This is a genomic window from Croceibacterium salegens (genome assembly GCF_009827435.1).
In the GTDB taxonomy this organism is placed as follows: Bacteria; Pseudomonadota; Alphaproteobacteria; order Sphingomonadales; family Sphingomonadaceae; genus Croceibacterium_B; species Croceibacterium_B salegens.
On record NZ_WTYM01000057.1, the window covers coordinates 33,340 to 51,705 of the forward strand.

Below are 18,366 nucleotides of genomic sequence, written 5' to 3' on the forward strand. Positions count from 1 at the left end.
CCCGAGCGTGCAAGTCGGGGGGCCAATTATTGGTACGTATTACAACCAATAGTATCACCGTGCAGACAATCCCGAGTTTAATGAAGACAGCGGCATGCTCCCAAATTTCCGACGTGCCACGCCGACTTTTGTTGAGTTCAATCAGTTCTACGGCGCCAAGTGGCGTCACTTACTCCGCCCGAGCTCAAAATCCTGAGAACAATGAACAGGACGAGGCAGGGCAAGATCCAGGCCACACGACCTTGGTATCGGTCCGTAACGGCCGAAAGTACTCCGCATACTGCAGCGTTAGCCAGCATACCTACAATTGCCACGCCAATTGCCGCATGTTCCAGACGCTCAAATTTCCGCCAAAACACCAGTATTGACAAAATACTTACGCAGAATCCGAGGTAAATCAGCCATTCGGAAATTGTCCGAATAACTGGAATATCGGGTTGTCGCCGAAGAAGAGAGGGATTGCCATTCACATTAATAGATTGGCCGAATTGCAATTCGCCTACTCCGAATTTAAGAAACTGCCTAGCTGTGTTCCGCAATGAAGCGCTAAACTGCATCATTGGGTAGGCCATTGTAGCCCGCTGAATGATAATTGGTTCTTCAGCTCGTATGCGCTCCATTTGTTCAGGAGTAGCCTTATGGCGAACGCCATCCGCACCCCATAGAAACCTGCCGACGTTTCGAGGCGGATTAGAGCCAAGAACCTCGCAAATCGCGTATCCCTCGGTCGCACAATGCTCGTGCAAATACCAATAACCAGGGCCATCTGCGACAGAACGCGCAAGCGGAATGGGATAATGTTTAGGTGAAAGGCTCGCCTGCGAAAAGGCTGCCATTGAAGTCGCAAACAGTATCGAAACTGCGAGTATTAGTGGGCTGCCGAACCAGATTGCGCGTCTTAGGGCTTCGCCGATCGAAAGAGGCTGAAACACAAAATGCAACAGAGCGCCGGCGGCAATAGTTATGAACGCCACTGGGAGATGACTATCGTGCGTAATAGCGCCGAACGTCACAAGCAAAACTGCCAAACCTCTGCTAACAATGCTCAAGCGGACAAAGAATATAGTGAGAATAATCGCACCACCGATTGTAAGACCTGCGCATATATCCGGCATGGCATAGGCTGCATACCACGGAGCGGTAGTCAGGAAGGACAAACCCACTCCACCAGCCACACCGATCCATACATGACCATTGGGAAAGATCAGTCGGCGGAAACAAGAAATCACGAATGTAACGGCGCCTGCTTGGCAAATGGTTAGCGCGAGCAGACTGCTTCCCGGATAGCGCAAGAAATATGCCACCAAACTGTAGATGACCGAGCGTATGCCGCCCGATTTGGCGACGGCATTCTGCACAATTTCCTGCGCGCCGTTTGGAACTGCGCCTACACCTGGTGTATCATTGGCTTGCGTAAGGGGCGATCCGACAAAAGTCGTGTCCCACCAATGCCAAAAGACGTCGAGACCGGTGTTGAATCCAAATTCACCGCCACGCAGGTAACTGCCACTATCAGCAGAATAAAACGGTGATCCATTTAAGATCAAAGGCCATAGCAACATTAGAAATGTGACCAAGTCAATTGTTGCTTGTCTGAGGCGCCACTGCATTGGTGCCTTTACAGTATTGGCATGATTCGTCGAACGTGCTTGGTCCATTATTGCGCTAGGGTTCCGCATAGGAAACTAATCCCTTGGTCATTCGAAACACATACAGTGTAATTGAAAAAGGACGCCGCAGGCAATCAATTGCGATGCAATGCCATCTCGAGACCACCAGTTGTCCCTGATAAGCGTATCACCAAGTTTGGACTTTCAATCAATGCGACACAAATTCCATGATAACATCTCGCCTAAGAAGTCGAATATTGGTGCACAAGATCTGTCCGGAGTAACGGCATAGAGAAGAAAATTAAGGCGCCTAAGAAGGCCAGCCCCAACCAGTTCCCTCATTCGCATTGCCACATCGGGTAGGAGCACCAAATTGAGTTTGAAGATTGGGTATGATGTCGCGATTGGCTATCGGAAGTTCATGCGCGCGTCGGCCTGCGGAACAGCTCCAACTTGTCGAATGCCAATACCAATACAAATGTCGAACACGAATAAACATGGTAGCACAAATGCATGGCAATGGCTCCGATCGCGCGTCCGAACGAAATTCGTCGTACCAGAAGGCCAAAGAAACCGGAATTCAGAACGAGATACAAAGTCGTCAATGCGATTGTAGGGATCGCAAATAATGGTTGAAATAGACTAATTAAAAGCTGGATGATCAGAAGGACAGCGATTCCGGCCCTGACTCTTTCCGTGAGACTAACATTTAGATTCGAGCATGTAGTCTTCTCGGATACAATGATTCTCGCCCAAGGAAGAGCTCGGCGCGCCACATCGGTATGCCAAACACGCCAAAGGCTCCAGTCCTTGTAATGTTTAGCCAATGCTTCAGGAACAAGGCGAATTCTGTGTCCTGCGTTGATGATTCTAACTCCGAGTTCGATATCCTCAACGCTGGGGTACACGAACTTCTCGGCGTCAAATCCACCACAGGCCAAGAAGATATCTCGGCGAATTAGGCCGAGCCCCGACCAGAACGTAGTAGCGTCACGCAAACTATGCTGGTGCACATAGTGATGGCGAAGATTGGCGTAGAGGCTGGTTACCCGTTGCGATGATGGCGAATCGTCATAGGAGCCAAAAGCTGCGGCGGCGCCGTTGGCTTCGAGGTCTGCAATCAGCAGCTCTAGGCAAGTCGGGGAAACAATTACATCGGCATCGACGAATAGTATGAATTCGGTCCGCGCAACCTTTACTGCTTCATTGCGGCCGTTGGCTGGCCCAAGCGGACGCCCTCGGTTGCGAATGATCGTTGCGCCATATTTCTCAGCGATCTCCTCGGTACTGTCAGTCGCACCATCGCTGAATAGGATCACTTCTTCGACCGGATAGGTGAGTGAAGAAATTCCGTCCAAACAAGCAGGCAAAGTCGCTTCGGCATTGTAGGCTGGAATTACAATCGTGACACTGGTCATACTCTATGCGCCTCCAGACATGATCTGTTTATGCCGCATCGGCCAATACTTTGGGGTTCCGTTCCTTCTCAGAAGAAACGGCTTCCTCATGGTATTCCTTGTCGACATTCACGGCCCAAAGGTCGTTGCTCCCGCCGAGAATATTGTCGGCAGCAAGCATCGCTGTCATCATCGAATGATCCTGATTGTTATATCTGTGCATTCCGTTGCGGCCGACCACTTGCAGATTCGGGATCTCGGCTAGCCAGCCGCGGATCATGCCGAGCGCTTCTTGGTACTCTTCATCATAGACGGGATAGGCCTTGGGTTGGCGGATGATTGTGCCATCCACAACCTGTCCAGGTTTGACGAGGCCCAGATATTCGAGTTCACGAGTAGCCTGTTCGATCAATTCCTCGCGGCTCTTCACCCAAAGGCTATCGCCCTCTTGGCAGAAATACTCCATGCCAATGCTGGCTTTAGTTGGATCCGGGACCATCGCTTCGGACCATGAACGGAAATTCTGAATGCGACCAACCTGTACATCAGGACTGTGGATGTAAATCCAATTGTCCGAGAATAAGTCCTTACCATCAATAATTAGAGTCACGATCAGGAAGTCGCGATAGCGCAGCTTTCTCGCGGCTTCCTGGATGGCGGAAGGCGCGGGCGGAACCATGTTGAGTATCAAATCGGTGATAGGCATTGACGAGATAAATTGGTCCGCTTCAATCCGATAAGTAGCATGCTGTGGGTCGTCTGCCTGTATGATCTCAATGGCCTTCACGCGATGCCCGTCTCGAATGATCCGATGCACTTCGGCGTTCATTCGCACTTCGCCACCCTTGCTGATCACCGCGTCGCGGAAGGCTTCCCACATCATTCCAGGACCTAGGCGCGGATAGTCAAACTCTTCGATCAAACTCGTCGTGTCGTTGGCGCCCGTGAATGCATTCAAGACTGCCTTGCGAAGCGAAAGATTCTTGATCCGCTGAGCCGCCCAGTCCGCTCGGATGTCAGTGCATGGCATGCCCCACACTTTCTCTGTGTATGATTTAAAGAAGTGCATGAACAAGCGGCTGCCGAAACGATTTGTCACCCACTGTTGAAAGTTATCTTCTACTGAGTAAGGGCGGTATTTCCATTTTAGGTAACTCAATAGGATGCGAAAAGATTCATATACTCCAATATTACTGAGCGCATTAAACACCTTGAGCGGGTATGCGTAGAATTTACCGTTATAAAAGATCCGACTTTGCCGTGGGCGTTTGAGGAATCCCTCGGTTAGAACTTCACGCCACAGAGCTTCTACAGGCTTGACCTTGGTAAAGAAGCGATGACCGCCGATGTCGAAACGGTAACCTTTATATTCTTCCGTTCGAGCGATCCCGCCGACTTTGCTCGACGCTTCAAAAACGATCGGATGGTGATTGTTGCTGTATTTTAGTAGACTATAAGCAGCAGTAAGGCCCGCTGGACCACCGCCAATTATCGCGACGGTTTCTTGGTGCGGATCTGCCAGCGTCTTGGAGATGCCGCGTACATTGCGCATGCGCCCACGAAACCATGAAACGGTGTCGGCGAGCCCCACAGCAGGCGCAACCTTTGGATCCCAACCAAGCAATTTGCGGGCGCAGGAGATGTCAGGTCGCCGCAGCCTAGAATCGTCATTTCGAGCGTCCTCGTGAATGAAACGCGAGGGTGAGTCCGTAATCCCAACGACCAGCTCGGCCAACTCCTCAACAGTCAGTTCTGTTGGATTGCCCACGTTCACCGGTCCAATACCCGCCGTTTCACAGTTCATCAGCCGCATCAGAGCTTCAACGGTGTCTGAAACGAAGCAAAATGAGCGAGTTTGTGATCCGGTGCCGTGAATGGTTAGCGGATCGCCAACGAGCGCCTGGGTAATGAATCTTGGTATCACACGCCCATCATCTATGGCCATTCGGGGGCCATAGGTGTTGAAGATTCGAGCAATCCGCACATCCACGCCGTGGACCAACCGATAGTCGTAGCATGCGGTTTCTGCTGCGCGCTTGCCTTCGTCATAGCAAGAGCGTGGACCGATGCAGCTTACCGAACCAACATAACTTTCGGGCTGTGGATGGACTAAAGGGTCACCATATACCCTGCTCGTCGAAGCCTGGAGTAGGCGAGCGTTCTGCGATACACAGTATTCGAGAAGATTGAGAGTACCAATGATGTTGGTGCGCAGCGTCCCTATTGGGTCCATTTGGTAGCACTTGGGCGTCGCCGGGCATGCCAGATTATAGATTTGGTCGAACTCCAATTCTGCCAATTCTGGAAGCGCTTCGCGAACATCACCTTCAATAAATTGGTATCCGGGGAAGCCGCGCGCGTGGCCGAGATTAGAACGTGAGCCAGTCTGGAGATTGTCCAAGCACCAGACTTGGTCACCATTCTTCAGCAAGGCATCGACAAGGTGCGATCCCAGAAACCCAGCCCCGCCTGCTACCAAGATCCGCATTTATGCCCCCTGAGAAAATGGTTGGTACCGCGAGTAACCATTACACCTAATCATCGTTGGTGACTTAGGTCCTCTATTCCGCGACCAGGAAGTCGTTCTTCAATTGCGAATCATGTGCCTTCCTTAACCTGATTATTTAAATGGGGCGGTCAATCGGTACAAGCGATCGAGGGCCCGACCGCTGCTCGCGTGCCAATACGGGACAGCGTCTGACCAGTTGAAGACCCAGTGCTATCTGGATGATAGCCATCTATGCAGTATCAATTGACCGCATTTGGTCACTTCAAATATGGGTTATTAAAGTCCTTCTTGCGATTTTTTGCCAATAGGACATCGTGGGCACGCAGCGTCGATGATCACATGTCTGGGAATGCCACGCAATCGCGCCCAAAAAAATCGTTGCTGGAAATACTCTCAGAACAAAAGAGTTCTGATTGCTATTCAAAAGAGATTGCCATTGAATTGGTTGAGGTTACTAAATGCAATTAGCATCCAAGCCGAAATGAGGGGTGAATTCGTGAATATTATCAGCGAAAATACCACAAAAGGCCATGGGGGGCGTGAGGAGGGTGGTGGGCAGCATCCGCTGCTTTCGGTTGTTATTCCAGCATTCAATGAGGAAAGAGCTGTAGGTGCAACTATAGTCCAACTTCGCGATTGCCTCGCCAACGCGGGTATCGCCCATGAGATTGTCGTAATTGATGATGGTTCGACGGACGAGACTTGCACTTGCGCGCAATCGGCAGGGGCGAACGTTGTTCGCATGCCGCAGAACGGCGGCTATGGCCGCGCTTTGAAGGCGGGTATCGCAGTTAGCGAGGGCGCACTACTTGCCATTATCGATGCAGACGGAACCTATCCGGCTGAAAGGCTTCCAGCAATGGTCGAGCTTTCTCGCTATAATGATATGGTTGTGGGTGATCGGGGTGTAGCCATGCAGGGCGTGCCGCTTCTTCGCCGGCCGGCTAAGTTTATGCTTAACAATGTTGCCAGCCTATTAGCAGGCCACCGAATTTCGGACCTAAATTCTGGGCTGCGAGTATTTCAGCGCCCGGCACTTGAAAGATTTCTATATTTGCTCCCGAATGGCTTTTCGTTCACGACCACGATTACAATGTGCATGCTCGCCTCGGGACACCGGGTGGCCTATCTGCCCATCGTTTACGCCAAGCGGATCGGCACCTCGAAGATTCGCGCGACCGATTTCTTCCGCTTCATGACGCTGGTATTCCGCCTGACTGTCTACTTCCAGCCGCTGAGGGTGTTCATGCCGGTAGCGATGCTGCTGTTCGCGATCGGGATCGGAAAGGGCATTTACGACATCTTTCTCGACAATCTGTCGGAGACGGCGGTGCTAGGCGTGCTCGGCGGCATCATGGTATGGTCGCTTGGTATGATCGCCGATATGATCGCCCGGATGCAATTGGGCCCGGACCGGCGCGGCAGGTAATATGACGGTATTCAGTGGAATGCGCAACCGGGCCTTTCTATCCCGCGGGGTGCGGGTGCTTGGCAGCGCTTTGGCGTTGTTCCTCATCTTCAATTTCGTATCCATGGGCGATGTGTGGGAGGGGTTCCGGCGGCTCCCGCTGCCAGTCTGGCTGGCGGCGTTGGTGCTGTTCCTTGCGGGCCATGCGCTGTCCGCCGCCAAATGGGCCCTGCTAATCGACGCACGCCTGCCCTTCGGGAGGATCTTTCGCGCGCATCTGGCGGGGTTGGCGGCAAATCTGGCGCTGCCAGGCGTCGCGGGCGGAGATGTCGTGCGTGCTGGGCTTGTCTACAATTTGGTGCCCGAAAAGGGCCGGCTCGCGGCGGGTTCCTTAGCCGACAGGCTGATCGACACCCTCGCGCTGCTGTTGATCACGCTTGCCGGGGCTTGGGCGCTGTGGGGAGGAGCGGTTAGCTTCATTGCTGTCGCGTGGCGACTCGCTGCGATCGCACTCCCCGTGGGGGCGTTATTGCTCGCTACCGCGCGGTTCGAGCGATTCTGGCCGCGCCATTTCGCCGAATACCGGTCCAGGCCGATCCGCCTCGCCGCCAAGCTCGCCAATGCCTGCGCTCAGCTGGCAGCAGAGCCGTGGCGGCTCGTCGCCTGTCTGGCGATATCGCTCGCGGTCCAGACGCTTTTCGTGGCGATCAATGCGCAGATCGCGGGCTATCTCGACTTGCAGATCGCGTTTGCCGGCTGGGCCTATGCCTGGGCCGGAGCGAAGATCGTTGCGATCCTGCCGATCAGCCTCGGCGGGCTCGGAGTGCGCGAGGGGACGATGGCGATGATGCTGCAGCCGCATGGCGGATCGCCGCGGGGAGTCGTCGCCACGGGGCTCCTTTGGCAGACGATCCTCTATGCGAGCGGCGTTCTCGGCCTGTTGGTCCAGACGCTAGCCGAGCGCCCCGCCGCCGCAGCCGAGCCGGCGCCCCAGGAGCCTGCATGATGGTTGCAACCGGAAAGCCCAGGGCGCTGATTCTCGGCGCAGGCCCTGCAGGTGTCGGTGCTGCCGCGATGCTGTGCGAAAGCGGCAAGGCGAGCGTGAAAGTTCTTGAACGCGCCGACCGCGTAGGAGGAAATTCGAGCAGCTTCCTGCTCGAAGGCGTGCATTGCGATTTCGGCAGCCATCGGCTGCACCCGGCGAGCGACCCGCAGATCCTGGCGATGATCAAAGATGCGGTGGGCGATGATTTGCTCTGGCGCCCACGCCATGGCCGCATCTTGCTGAAGGGCGCGTGGATCCATTTCCCGCTCAAGCCCCTCGACCTGTTGCTACGCATGCCCAAGACTTTTGCCGCGCGGCTGCTGTTCGACATGGGCGCCAAGCCGCTGCGCAAGGAGGCGAAGCCCGAAACCTTTGCCTCAGTGCTGCACAAGGGGCTCGGCCCGACTCTGTGCGAAGGGTTCTATTATCCCTACATGAAGAAGTTGTGGGCGCTCGATCCAAAGGATCTGGCGGTCACGCTCGCCAAAAGGCGAATTTCGGGCAGTTCGATCGGCAAGATAATTGGCAAGGTTCTCGGTCAGATCCCGGGTCTGAAGAAGCCGACCGCGGGCGGGTTCTATTATCCGCGTAAGGGATTTGGCCAGATTTGCGAGGCGCTGAAGGCGAAGGCCGAGTCGCGCGGCGCGAAATACGAGCTCGAAACCTCGGTGAACGCAATCGAACACGAAGGTGGTCGGGTAATCGCGGTGCGCCATGCGAGGGACGGCATTGAATTGCGCGAAGAGGCCGATGTGATCTGGTCAACGCTGCCGATCACGCATCTCGCGCGGATGATGCAGCCCGCTGCGCCTGCCAAAGTGCTGCAGGCCTGCGACGCGATCCGCTATCGCGGCATGATCCTGATTTATCTGGTGCTTGAGCAAGACCAGTTCACCGAATATGACGCGCATTATTTCCCCGAGCTTTCGGTACCGATCTCACGCCTGTCCGAGCCGAAAAACTATTCGGCGACGAGCGAACCCAAAGGGCTGACCGTGCTTTGCGCGGAACTGCCCTGCGATCCGGCCGAGGATTTGTGGGCGCTGGATGATGATGCGTTGGGCGCCAGGCTAGTCGAGTGGCTGAGCGCGGCGGGCCTGCCGATGACCACGAAGGTCAAGCGCACGGTCACACGGCGGCTGGGGCAGGCCTATCCGGTCTATGACCGCGACTTCGAAAGGCACTTCAAGCTGATCGACGACTGGATCGGCGGCATCGAAGGCCTGCTGACCTTCGGACGGCAGGGCCTGTTCGCGCACGATAACACCCACCACGCAATGGCCATGGCCGAAGGCGCGGTCGACTGCCTGCGCCCGGACGGCAGCTTCGACCATGCAAAATGGGCCGAATACCGCGCCGTCTTCGAGCATCACGTGGTGGAGGATTGAGATGGTTGACGCCGAGCGCCTTCCGGTGCTGACCTTTCATTCGATCTCGGAGGCGGCGGGGCCGACGAGCATTCCGCCTGGCACATTCGCGATGCAGATGCAGGCACTTGCCGATGCGGGCTTTACGAGCTGCACGATGGCCGAATATGCGGCGTGGCATGCTGGACAGGGGAACGGCGAACGGCGCTTACTGATCACCTTCGATGATGCCTTTTGTGATTTCGCCGAGGCGGCCGCGCCGATCATGCGGCGACATGGCTTCGCCGCGACCGTGTTCGTGCCGACCGCGCTGGTGGGATCGCCCGAGGCCTGGGCCGGAGCGAACAGTCCCGCGCGCAAGCTGTTGGACTGGGACGCGATCCGCGCGCTCCAAGCCGAAGGCTTCGAGTTCGGTTCGCACAGTCGCACCCACGCCTATCTGCCGAAGCTCCCGCAGCAAGAGCGTGAGTGTGAGATCGCTGATAGCGCCGCCGAACTGAGTGCTGCGACAGGCCGTCCCGCCGAGGCCTTCGCTGCGCCCTATGGGGCGGTGGATGCGGAGACGGTGGCTCTGATCGCCCGACATTATCCGATCGCCTTTGGCACGCGGTTTGATGTCAGCCGTCGGGAGGAAGCGAGGCACGATATTCCGCGGCTCGACATGCACTATTTCCGCAGCGAAGCCACCTGGCGCGGCTTCCTCGCAGGGGATCGCGGTTATTTCACGGTGCGGCGGGCCCTGCGCGCCGTGCGCGGCGCAGCGCGGAAGCTTGCTGCATGAGTAGCCTGAGGTATCTGCTCTCGCCCGCAACGCGCGCGCGCATCGGCGCCTTCCGTCGCAAATACGACCTGCACTGGCCGCGCCGTGGCAGCGTGAGCTTCGGCGACCTGCGTTGCGTGTCGCCGATTAGCAAGAGCTTTGGCTTGGATCGCGGCCAGGCGATCGACCGCTATTACATCGAGGCATTCCTTGCCGCGAACAGCGCGCGGATTGCCGGACGCGTGCTCGAACTCGGCGATCCCTGTTATACGCAGAAATTCGGCGGAGACCGGGTGACGCAGTCCGACGTCCTGCATGTCGTCGCCGGAAATCCGGCGGCGACGATCATCGCCGATCTTGGCGACGCGCCGCATATCCCCGACGACAGCTTCGACTGCATCATCTTCACCCAGACTCTGCAAATGATCTACGATATGGGCGCGACGTTACGCACCCTGAACCGGATCACGAAGCCGGGCGGAAGCGTGCTCATCACTACGGCCGGCATCGCCAAGGTTGGTCGCCGCCTCGGCCGCGATGACTGGGGCGAATATTGGCGGCATACGGCGCAGGGGCTGGAAGCACAGGTGAAGGAATTCTTTCCCGGCGCTGATGCGGATGTGGTCAACTACGGCAATGTCCTTTCTGCCTGTGCGTTTCTGCAAGGCCTAGCGAGCGACGAACTGGAGCCTTTCGAGCTTGATTATGTTGATGAGGATTTCGAGGTGATCATCGCAGCGAGGGTGATACCGCGATGAACGCTTGCGACCCAGCTTTGGCTGCGGCTCGCCGCGTAACGCTGCTCGATACGGCAGTGGCTTCGACCAATCTGGGTGACCAGATCATCATGGAAGCGGTACGGGCAGGCTTGCGGGATGTGCTGGCTGGCACCTTCGTCACCTCGGTAGCGAGCCATGACCGGCTCGGGCCGAAGGGGCGCGCGCTGATCCGCAATGCCGACGTTGCGATTGCCGGCGGTTCGAACCTAATCAGCTCTCGCATGTGGTTTCGCTCTGTCTGGAAGCTTGGCCTGCGCGACGCATTCCTGAGCATGAACACAGTGCTCATGGGCATCGGTTGGTACCAGTTCCAGAACAAGCCCGATCCATACTCGCGCTGGCTGCTGCGGCGGGTGCTGCACCCGACGGCGCTCCATTCGGTGCGCGACAGCCATGCAAAGGCGATGCTGGCAGGAATCGGGATCGTCAATGTCGTCAACACCGGCTGCCCGACTTTGTGGGATCTCGCCAATCCGGCACGCCCACCGCTACCGACCTGCAAGGCTGCCGAGGTGGTGACTACGGTCAACACCTACATCAAAGATCCGGCGGCTGATCGGCGGATGCTGGAAATTCTGAAAGCCCGCTACGGCACTGTCTATGCGTGGATCCAGACCGCTGAGGACGGCGCATATCTACGCGAACTGGCCCAAGGCATCGAGATCATCGAGCCAAGTCTGGCGGCCTATGACGAACTGCTGACTAGCGCGCGCGATCTCGATTATGTTGGGAACCGACTGCACGGCGGGATTCGTGCGATGCAGAAGGGGCGACGTGCAATAATCGTGGCAATTGACAACCGCGCGCAGGAAATGGGTCGCGATTTTGCGCTCCCCATCGTTGCGCGGACCAATTTTGAAAGGCTTGAGGCAATGATTGCCGGGCCGCTGGAAATCGCGGTAAGGCCGCCGCTGGGAGATATCGCTGCTTGGAAAGCGGCACTTGCAAGGACGATCCATGGACCGGCCGCAGGAGACTGACCGCTGGGACACGTTCGCGATCGCCGCGATACTGCTCTTGGCACTGGCACTCCGCCTCTATCGGCTCGATGCGCCGCTTTGGTATGACGAGGTGCTAACCCTCACAAATTTCGTGCGGCTCCCCTGGCCGAATCTGCTGAGCGACTTTTCTTCGCTTAACAATCACATGGCCTACAGTGTGGAAGCGAAACTGGCAGTCGGCCTGCTGGGCGAAAGCGCATTTGCGATGCGGCTGCCCGCGGTGCTGTTCGGCGTGGGCAGCATCGCGCTGATCTGGCCGATGGTGCGCCAGGCCGCCGGGCGCGGGCCCACGCTCGTCGCCATGGGCCTCGCCGCGATTTCCTATCACCACATCTGGTTCTCGCAAAATGCGCGCGGCTATACGGAGCTGTTGTTCTTCACCAGCCTGGCGACGCTGATCTTCGTGCGCGCCGTGGCCCGCCCTAGCTGGGGCTTGTGTATCTGCTACGCCGTCGCACTCGCGCTCGCGATGTACACGCATCTTTCTGCGGGGTTCTTCATCGCGTCGCACGGCGTGGTGGGGATCTACCTGCTGCTCCGCCGGCAGGCGGGGATGCAGCTGGCCTATGGCGGGGTGATGGGCGCGGTGCTTACCGTGCTGCTCTATGCGCCGGTGATCCCGCAGGTGATCCCGGCGATGAACCAGGTGTCGGACGGCAAGACCAGTTCGACCATGGCCGAATGGACCAATCCGTTGCGCATGCTGGGCGAAATCGGCGCGAGCTTCGGGCCGCTCGGCCCGATCGCGCCGTTGCTGATCGCGGGCGCGCTGTTGGTGATCGTGCTCGGCGCCATTCGCTTGTGGCGCGGCGCCCCGGTGCTGACGGCGATCTATGTCCTGTCGATCCCGATCGCGCTCGTCATGCTGATGGTCTTGTCCTTCCGTATCTGGCCGCGCTATTTCTTCGTGGATATCAACATCATCTTCGTGTTCGCCGCCCTGGGCTGCAGCGTCTTCACCAATTGGCTGAAGCGCTGGTTCGGGGAGCGGGCGGGGGCACCGCTATTCGCAGCCGCCGCACTCGCGATGGTGGTGGTCTCGCTGGTGTTGCTGCCGAAGAACTATCTTCACCCCAAGCAGGATTTCGCCGGCGCGGTCGCCCGGTTCGAGGCAGAGCGGCGGCCGGGCGATCGGCTCGCCGCAATCAGTCTCGCCGCCGAGCCGCTAAAGAGCTATTTTGCGCCCGAGGTGGCGGTGATCGAAAGTGACGCAGATCTGCAACGGCTGCTCGCAGAGACCCCGAATATCTTTGTTATCACTGCGTTCGACAACCATGTCGAAACGGGACAGGAACAACTCCTCGCTGTCATTGAGCAACGCGCCAAGGCAGTAATTGAATTCGATGGAACGCTGGGCGGAGGTGAAGTCCGGATGTTCCGTTTACGGGGCAAGGGGGCCAGACAGGCCGACGCTGCACAAGCAGTTTGCGGCAACAGGACGGATGACGGTTGTGGCTGAACAGAAGATCGATTGGCGTGCCATCGTCTATAACGGCAAGGTCGACATACTCGATGAGTATGCCGGGCGCGACGCGCTGCTTGAAAAGTTGACCAGTACTTTCCTCGATGCAGTCGAAAAGCTGGAAAGCAAGGCCGCGCGAGCCGCGGTGGCCGCTGAAGGCCTGCGTTCGCTCCACAAGCATTTCCCGCCGCACAAGGTCGCCAAGCTGGAAGCGATGGTCCGCACGCAGATGCGCGACGATCTCTATTTCTGGGCGCAGCAGGTCGGCCGCGAGACGATCGGTCTCGAAGATCCGTTCTATGTCGACATGCTGATCGTGCTGCGAATCCACTATCCGTTCCTGGTCGCGCGCGAAAGCGAGGTTCCGGAAGAGCCGCCCTATGACTGGGAAGAGCGCATCCGGCTCGGCATTGCGGCGCTGCGCAATCCCAAGATTCTGGCCAACCAGGTTTCGCGCCGCATCCGCAAGCGCGGCAAGATCGCCGAGCACAAGATCGCATATGATCCCAAATCCTATCACGGCGAATTGCCGACCCTGGCGCGCGCCCATGGCGCGCATATCGATACGTGGTACGGCCACAGCTTCGACGGCTTCAATGTCTGGCTATCGATCGATGGGGTGAACACCGATAATACGGTGATCCTGTATCCAGAGCTCTTCGGCCACCGCGTCGATTACGATCCGCGCAGCATGTATTTGGCCGAAGGCACCAAGATCCCAAAACCGACCAAGGTCGATCTAAAGCCGGGCCAGCTGCTGCTGTTCAATCCGGAAATGCTGCACGGCACGCAGGTCAACATCTCGGATGAGACCCGCGTCGCGCTGACTGTCCGAATCAATCCGAAAGTGCCGCGTTTCAACGACGATGCGCCGTTCAATGCCGAACACTGGTATGCGTCGACCGATCTCGCCAAGCGCCGCTACACCCATGTGTCGGTGTTCCCGGCCAATGAGTATCAGGGCGATCCCTCGATCGCGCAGGAAGCGGTGCCGCCCGGTACGCTGCCGCGCGTGACGGTCGAGAATGCCGAAAGCGGCGACACCGTGCTGTGCAGCGCGGCCGAACTCGACCAGGCCGGGCAGGTCGCGGTCGATCTGGGCAAGCGCAAGCTGCTGCTGGTCAAGGACGAGAATTGCATCCGGGCCTTCAACCGCCTCTGCCCCCATCGCGGGATCGATCTGGCGGACGGCCATGTCGACGGACAGGAAGCCTTCTGCCCCGGCCACGGCATCGCCTTCTCGCTCAGCGACGGTAAGTCGACCTGCGCCGCGTTGCATCTGCGCAAGCTGGAAGTGATCGAACGCGACGGGCAAATCGTTCTCCCGGGCAAGCGCGGCGCAGCACCGGTGGAGGAAGCAGCGCTGGCGGATGGCTGAACGGGCTCGCCTTGCCGATCGGCCGCTGCGGGTGGCGCTGGTCACGACCTTCTACCCGCCGCATAATTTCGGTGGGGACGGGCGGTACGTCCAGAGCTTCGCGCGGGCGCTTGCGCGCCATGGCTGCGAGGTCGAGGTGATCTATTCGGATGATGGCTGGCGAGTGCTGAGCGGACAGAAGACCTCGCCTGAAACCGCGCCCGACGAGCCGGGCATCAAGATCCGCAACCTCTCCAGCGACAAGCCGTTCATGGCAACGCTGCTGAACCAGCAACTGGGCACGCCTGCCGGCCGGCGGCGCCGGCTGGAAGCGGCGCTTTCCAACGATTTCGACGTGATCCATTATCACAACGTGTCGCTAATCGGCGGGCCGGGCGCGCTGGAGCTGGGTGACGCGATCAAGTTCTACACCGCGCATGAGCATTGGCTCGTATGCCCCAATCACGTGCTGTGGCGCCACGGACGCGAGCTGTGCGACGGCCGCGAATGCGTCCGCTGCTCGATCGCGCATCGCCGTCCGCCGCAATTGTGGCGCGCCACCGGGCTGCTGGATCGTGCGGCAAGCCATGTCGACACGTTCATCGCCCTCAGCGAGTCGGTTGCGGCCAATCACAAGAGTTTCGGCTTCAAGCCGGAGATGACGCTGATGGCATCCTTCATGCCGGACGAGGAAGCGGCGGCGAGCGTGCCCGCGCCCGCCCATCCGCGGCCCTATTTCCTGATGGTCGGTCGCCTGGAAGTGATCAAGGGCATGCAGGATGTGATCCCACGGTTCGGCGAGGATGCTCCCGCGGACCTCCTGATCGCCGGCTCCGGCCCTTTCGAGCCCGAGCTTCGGGCGCTCGCGGAGGGTAAGCCTCACGTTCGCTTCCTCGGCAAGGTCGATCCGGGCGCACTGCCGGAGCTTTACCGCAACAGCCTGGCGCTGATTACACCCTCCATTTGCTACGAGGTTTTTCCGATGGTCGCGTTGGAGGCCTTCCGGGAAGGCACGCCAATCGTGGCGCGCGATCTTGGCCCCTATCCGCAGATCGTGCAGGAAAGCGAAGCCGGGCTGCTGTTCGAAGATGCCGTTTCGCTCGGCGATGCGCTCCGGACCATCGCGTCCGACCAGCAAATGCGGGCGAAGCTGGGCGCCAATGGCCGCCAGGCGGTCGCCACCCGGTGGAGCGAAGCCACCGCAATTCACGATTATTTCGAACTCATCAGGCAAACCGCAATCAAGAAGCGCCGCCAGGATCTGGTCGATCGGCTGGCCGCGCTGCCCCTCGCAGCGTAGGGGAAAAGGGGGAAGTCATGGTAACCAAAGTTGGACAGAACATAGAAACGGCCAATGCGGCCTGGAATTTCGGCGGCAATGTGCCCGATCATTTCGTGGATCACATCCGCCATTCCGTGCCGCTCTATGCCGAGGGCCACGACCTCATCTGCCAGCTGAGCGACTATTTCGTCGCCAATAACAGCACGGTGTACGAGATCGGCGTTTCGACCGGGGAATTGCTCAAGAAGGTGGCCCTGCGCAACCAGCATCGCACGGGCACCAATTTCATCGGAATGGATGTCGAGGAGGCAATGACGGCCAAGGCGCGCAAGCACACGGCCGACGTTCCGAATATCGAGATCCTGGATGACGATGCCCGGACTTATCATTTCGAGAAGTCGGACCTCATCCTTTCCTATTACACGATGCAGTTCATCCCGCCCCGCGACCGGCAGGAGTTGTTCAACAAGCTGTATGACGCGCTGCACTGGGGCGGGGCGCTGATCATGTTCGAGAAGGTCCGCGCACCCGATGCACGGTTCCAGGACATCGCCGTCAGCCTTTATAACGAGTTCAAGCTGGCCAACGGCTTCAATTGCGAGGAAATCGTCACCAAGACCCGCAGCCTCAAGGGCGTGCTGGAGCCGTTCTCGACCCAGGGCAATCTCGACCTGTTCGAACGCGCCGGGTTCAAGGACGTGACGACGATCGCGAAATATGTTTGCTTCGAGGGCTTCCTGGCGATCAAGTAAGCCACAACGCCAGCCAGTCACGACGGGATCATGATCAGCAATCTATCCGACCGGCCGGACGGCACGAAGCTTGCCTGCGACATCGTGGTGATCGGTGCTGGCGCGGCCGGCATCGCCATTGCGCGCGAATTTGCGGGCCGCAGCGAACGGGTGATCGTGCTTGAAGCCGGAGATGCCGATTTCGACGAGCAATATCAGGATTTTACCAAGGGCAGCGCATCCGGCGCGCCCTATTTCGCGCTCCATGAATCGCGTTACCGTATGCTGGGCGGGTCGACCTTCCGCTGGGGTGCGCGCACCGCGCCGTTCAAGCCGCATGATTTTTCGGAGCGGCCATGGATCGATAAAACCAAGGGCTGGCCGATCCCGCTCGACGAGATCACACCCTTCTATGACCGCGTATTCCAGATGGTCGCGGTCAAGACGCCTTTCGCCTTCGACAAGGGGGTGTGGGAATTTGTCGCGACCAAGCCGGTTGCCTTCGACGAGGCGCAGCTCGAATATCATGCGTTCCAGTTCGGCCGGAACCTGCTGTTCAACGCCCGTTTCGGGGACGAGTTGCGCCAGGCACCGAATGTCGAAGTGCTGCTCGGCGCGCAGGTACTGGAGATCGACACGGGTGGCGAGGGCGCCCATGTCGATCATCTGAAAGTCGCCGCGCTGAGCGGCGGGCGCTGCACGCTGCGGGCCAAGACTTACATCCTTGCTTCCGGCGGGATCGAAAATGCCCGGATGCTACTGCTGTCCAAGGGCCGCGACGGGCGCGGCCTGGCCAATGGCAGCGATACTGTCGGCCGCTTCTTCATGGAGCATCCCACCGTTTCGGCGGGTACGATTACCTCGTCCAACAACCAGAAGCTGATCGATATCTTCTCGCCGGGCCTGATCGCCGGTCGCCTGGTCGAGGTGGGTGTCGCTTTGTCGCCCGAACAGCAGCGCGCGACGCAAAGCCTCAATGCGATCGCCCGTGCGGCGGTGGTCCTGTCAAAGGACCCGACCCAGGCGCTACGCGAATTGCTTCGCAACCTTGCCCATCGCCGCTTGCCGCATAATCTGAGCTGGTATCAGAAGAACAAATATCTGACCGAGCGGCTCGGCATCATCCTGCGCAATCCGTTCTCGATCGTGGGCAATGTCATCCGCCATGCGCTGGGCAAGCCGAAGCGCTTCGATGTCGATTCCGTCTATCTCGAATTGCGGACGGAACAGGATCCCAATCCCGAAAGCCGGGTCACGCTGGGAACCGAGCTAGACGCGCATGGCCAGCCCCGCGCACATCTGCACTGGGCGCTCACCGAGCGGGACAAGCACACGATGCGTACGCTCGCCCATGCGGTGGACGCGGAACTGCGCCGGCTGGGCCTAGGCGAGATCGCGTTCGAGCCCTGGCTGGAATCCGACGATCTGACCTTCGGCAGCGACATGGTCGGCGGCCATCATCATATGGGTACAACTCGCATGTCCGCCGATCCGGCGGACGGCGTCGTGCGGGGCGATTGCCGCTGTCACGAGGTGGACAATCTCTACATTGCGGGCAGTTCGTTGTTTCCGACCTCGAGCTTCGTCAACCCGACCGCGACGCTCCTCGCGCTGAGTATTCGCTTGGCCGACATGCTCAAGCGCACCGGCAACTGAGG

General features: G+C 58.5%; 14 protein-coding genes. 11 read left to right on the top strand and 3 right to left on the bottom strand.

Annotation, left to right across the window (positions count from 1 at the left end; translation table 11 throughout):
• Positions 1-137 precede the first annotated feature (137 nt).
• The 3 genes from GRI89_RS14390 to GRI89_RS14400 form a co-directional block, all read right to left on the bottom strand.
• On the bottom strand, positions 138-1,658 hold the full coding sequence (locus GRI89_RS14390; RefSeq protein ID WP_159797127.1) for a hypothetical protein: 1,521 nt from the start codon (positions 1,656-1,658) through the stop codon (positions 138-140).
• Between the two features lie 371 nt (positions 1,659-2,029).
• The gene (locus GRI89_RS14395) at positions 2,030-3,028 is read right to left on the bottom strand and encodes a glycosyltransferase (RefSeq protein WP_159797129.1); all 999 of its coding nucleotides are present in this window, start codon (positions 3,026-3,028) and stop codon (positions 2,030-2,032) included.
• A gap of 28 nt (positions 3,029-3,056) precedes the next feature.
• The gene (locus GRI89_RS14400) at positions 3,057-5,495 is read right to left on the bottom strand and encodes an NAD-dependent epimerase/dehydratase family protein (protein ID WP_159797132.1); all 2,439 of its coding nucleotides are present in this window, start codon (positions 5,493-5,495) and stop codon (positions 3,057-3,059) included.
• A gap of 352 nt (positions 5,496-5,847) precedes the next feature.
• Here GRI89_RS14400 and GRI89_RS14405 point away from each other — a divergent pair, with 352 nt between their 5' ends.
• Genes GRI89_RS14405 through GRI89_RS14455 form a run of 11 tightly spaced genes read left to right on the top strand, consistent with a single transcriptional unit; the run spans position 5,848 to position 18,364 of the window.
• Positions 5,848-6,945, top strand: a complete 1,098-nt coding sequence (locus GRI89_RS14405) for a glycosyltransferase family 2 protein (RefSeq protein ID WP_159797135.1) — start codon at positions 5,848-5,850, stop codon at positions 6,943-6,945.
• Positions 6,946-6,964: 19 nt separating this feature from the next.
• Positions 6,965-7,930 (top strand): lysylphosphatidylglycerol synthase transmembrane domain-containing protein, encoded by a 966-nt coding sequence (locus GRI89_RS14410; RefSeq protein WP_268891782.1) that lies wholly within the window; start codon positions 6,965-6,967, stop codon positions 7,928-7,930.
• Complete coding sequence (locus GRI89_RS14415) at positions 7,927-9,357, top strand: protoporphyrinogen/coproporphyrinogen oxidase (RefSeq protein ID WP_159797141.1); 1,431 nt, start codon at positions 7,927-7,929, stop codon at positions 9,355-9,357. Before GRI89_RS14410 ends, GRI89_RS14415 begins: the two co-directional genes overlap by 4 nt.
• Position 9,358: 1 nt before the next feature.
• Positions 9,359-10,117 (top strand): polysaccharide deacetylase family protein, encoded by a 759-nt coding sequence (locus GRI89_RS14420; protein WP_159797144.1) that lies wholly within the window; start codon positions 9,359-9,361, stop codon positions 10,115-10,117.
• A complete protein-coding gene (locus GRI89_RS14425; protein WP_159797147.1) occupies positions 10,114-10,854 on the top strand; it encodes a methyltransferase domain-containing protein in 741 nt (246 codons plus the stop codon). The genes GRI89_RS14420 and GRI89_RS14425 overlap by 4 nt, the downstream gene beginning before the upstream one ends.
• Positions 10,851-11,855, top strand: a complete 1,005-nt coding sequence (locus GRI89_RS14430; RefSeq protein ID WP_159797151.1) for a polysaccharide pyruvyl transferase family protein — start codon at positions 10,851-10,853, stop codon at positions 11,853-11,855. Before GRI89_RS14425 ends, GRI89_RS14430 begins: the two co-directional genes overlap by 4 nt.
• The gene (locus GRI89_RS14435; RefSeq protein WP_159797154.1) at positions 11,833-13,335 is read left to right on the top strand and encodes a glycosyltransferase family 39 protein; all 1,503 of its coding nucleotides are present in this window, start codon (positions 11,833-11,835) and stop codon (positions 13,333-13,335) included. The genes GRI89_RS14430 and GRI89_RS14435 overlap by 23 nt, the downstream gene beginning before the upstream one ends.
• A complete protein-coding gene (locus GRI89_RS14440) occupies positions 13,319-14,716 on the top strand; it encodes a Rieske 2Fe-2S domain-containing protein (protein WP_235913412.1) in 1,398 nt (465 codons plus the stop codon). Before GRI89_RS14435 ends, GRI89_RS14440 begins: the two co-directional genes overlap by 17 nt.
• Positions 14,709-15,995, top strand: coding sequence for a glycosyltransferase family 4 protein (locus GRI89_RS14445; protein WP_159797160.1), 1,287 nt, complete (start codon positions 14,709-14,711; stop codon positions 15,993-15,995). The genes GRI89_RS14440 and GRI89_RS14445 overlap by 8 nt, the downstream gene beginning before the upstream one ends.
• Before the next feature lie 17 nt (positions 15,996-16,012).
• Entirely contained in the window at positions 16,013-16,729 is a 717-nt protein-coding gene (locus GRI89_RS14450) for a methyltransferase domain-containing protein (protein ID WP_159797163.1), read from the top strand.
• A 30-nt stretch (positions 16,730-16,759) separates the two neighbouring features.
• Entirely contained in the window at positions 16,760-18,364 is a 1,605-nt protein-coding gene (locus tag GRI89_RS14455; protein WP_159797166.1) for a GMC oxidoreductase, read from the top strand.
• Positions 18,365-18,366 lie beyond the last annotated feature (2 nt).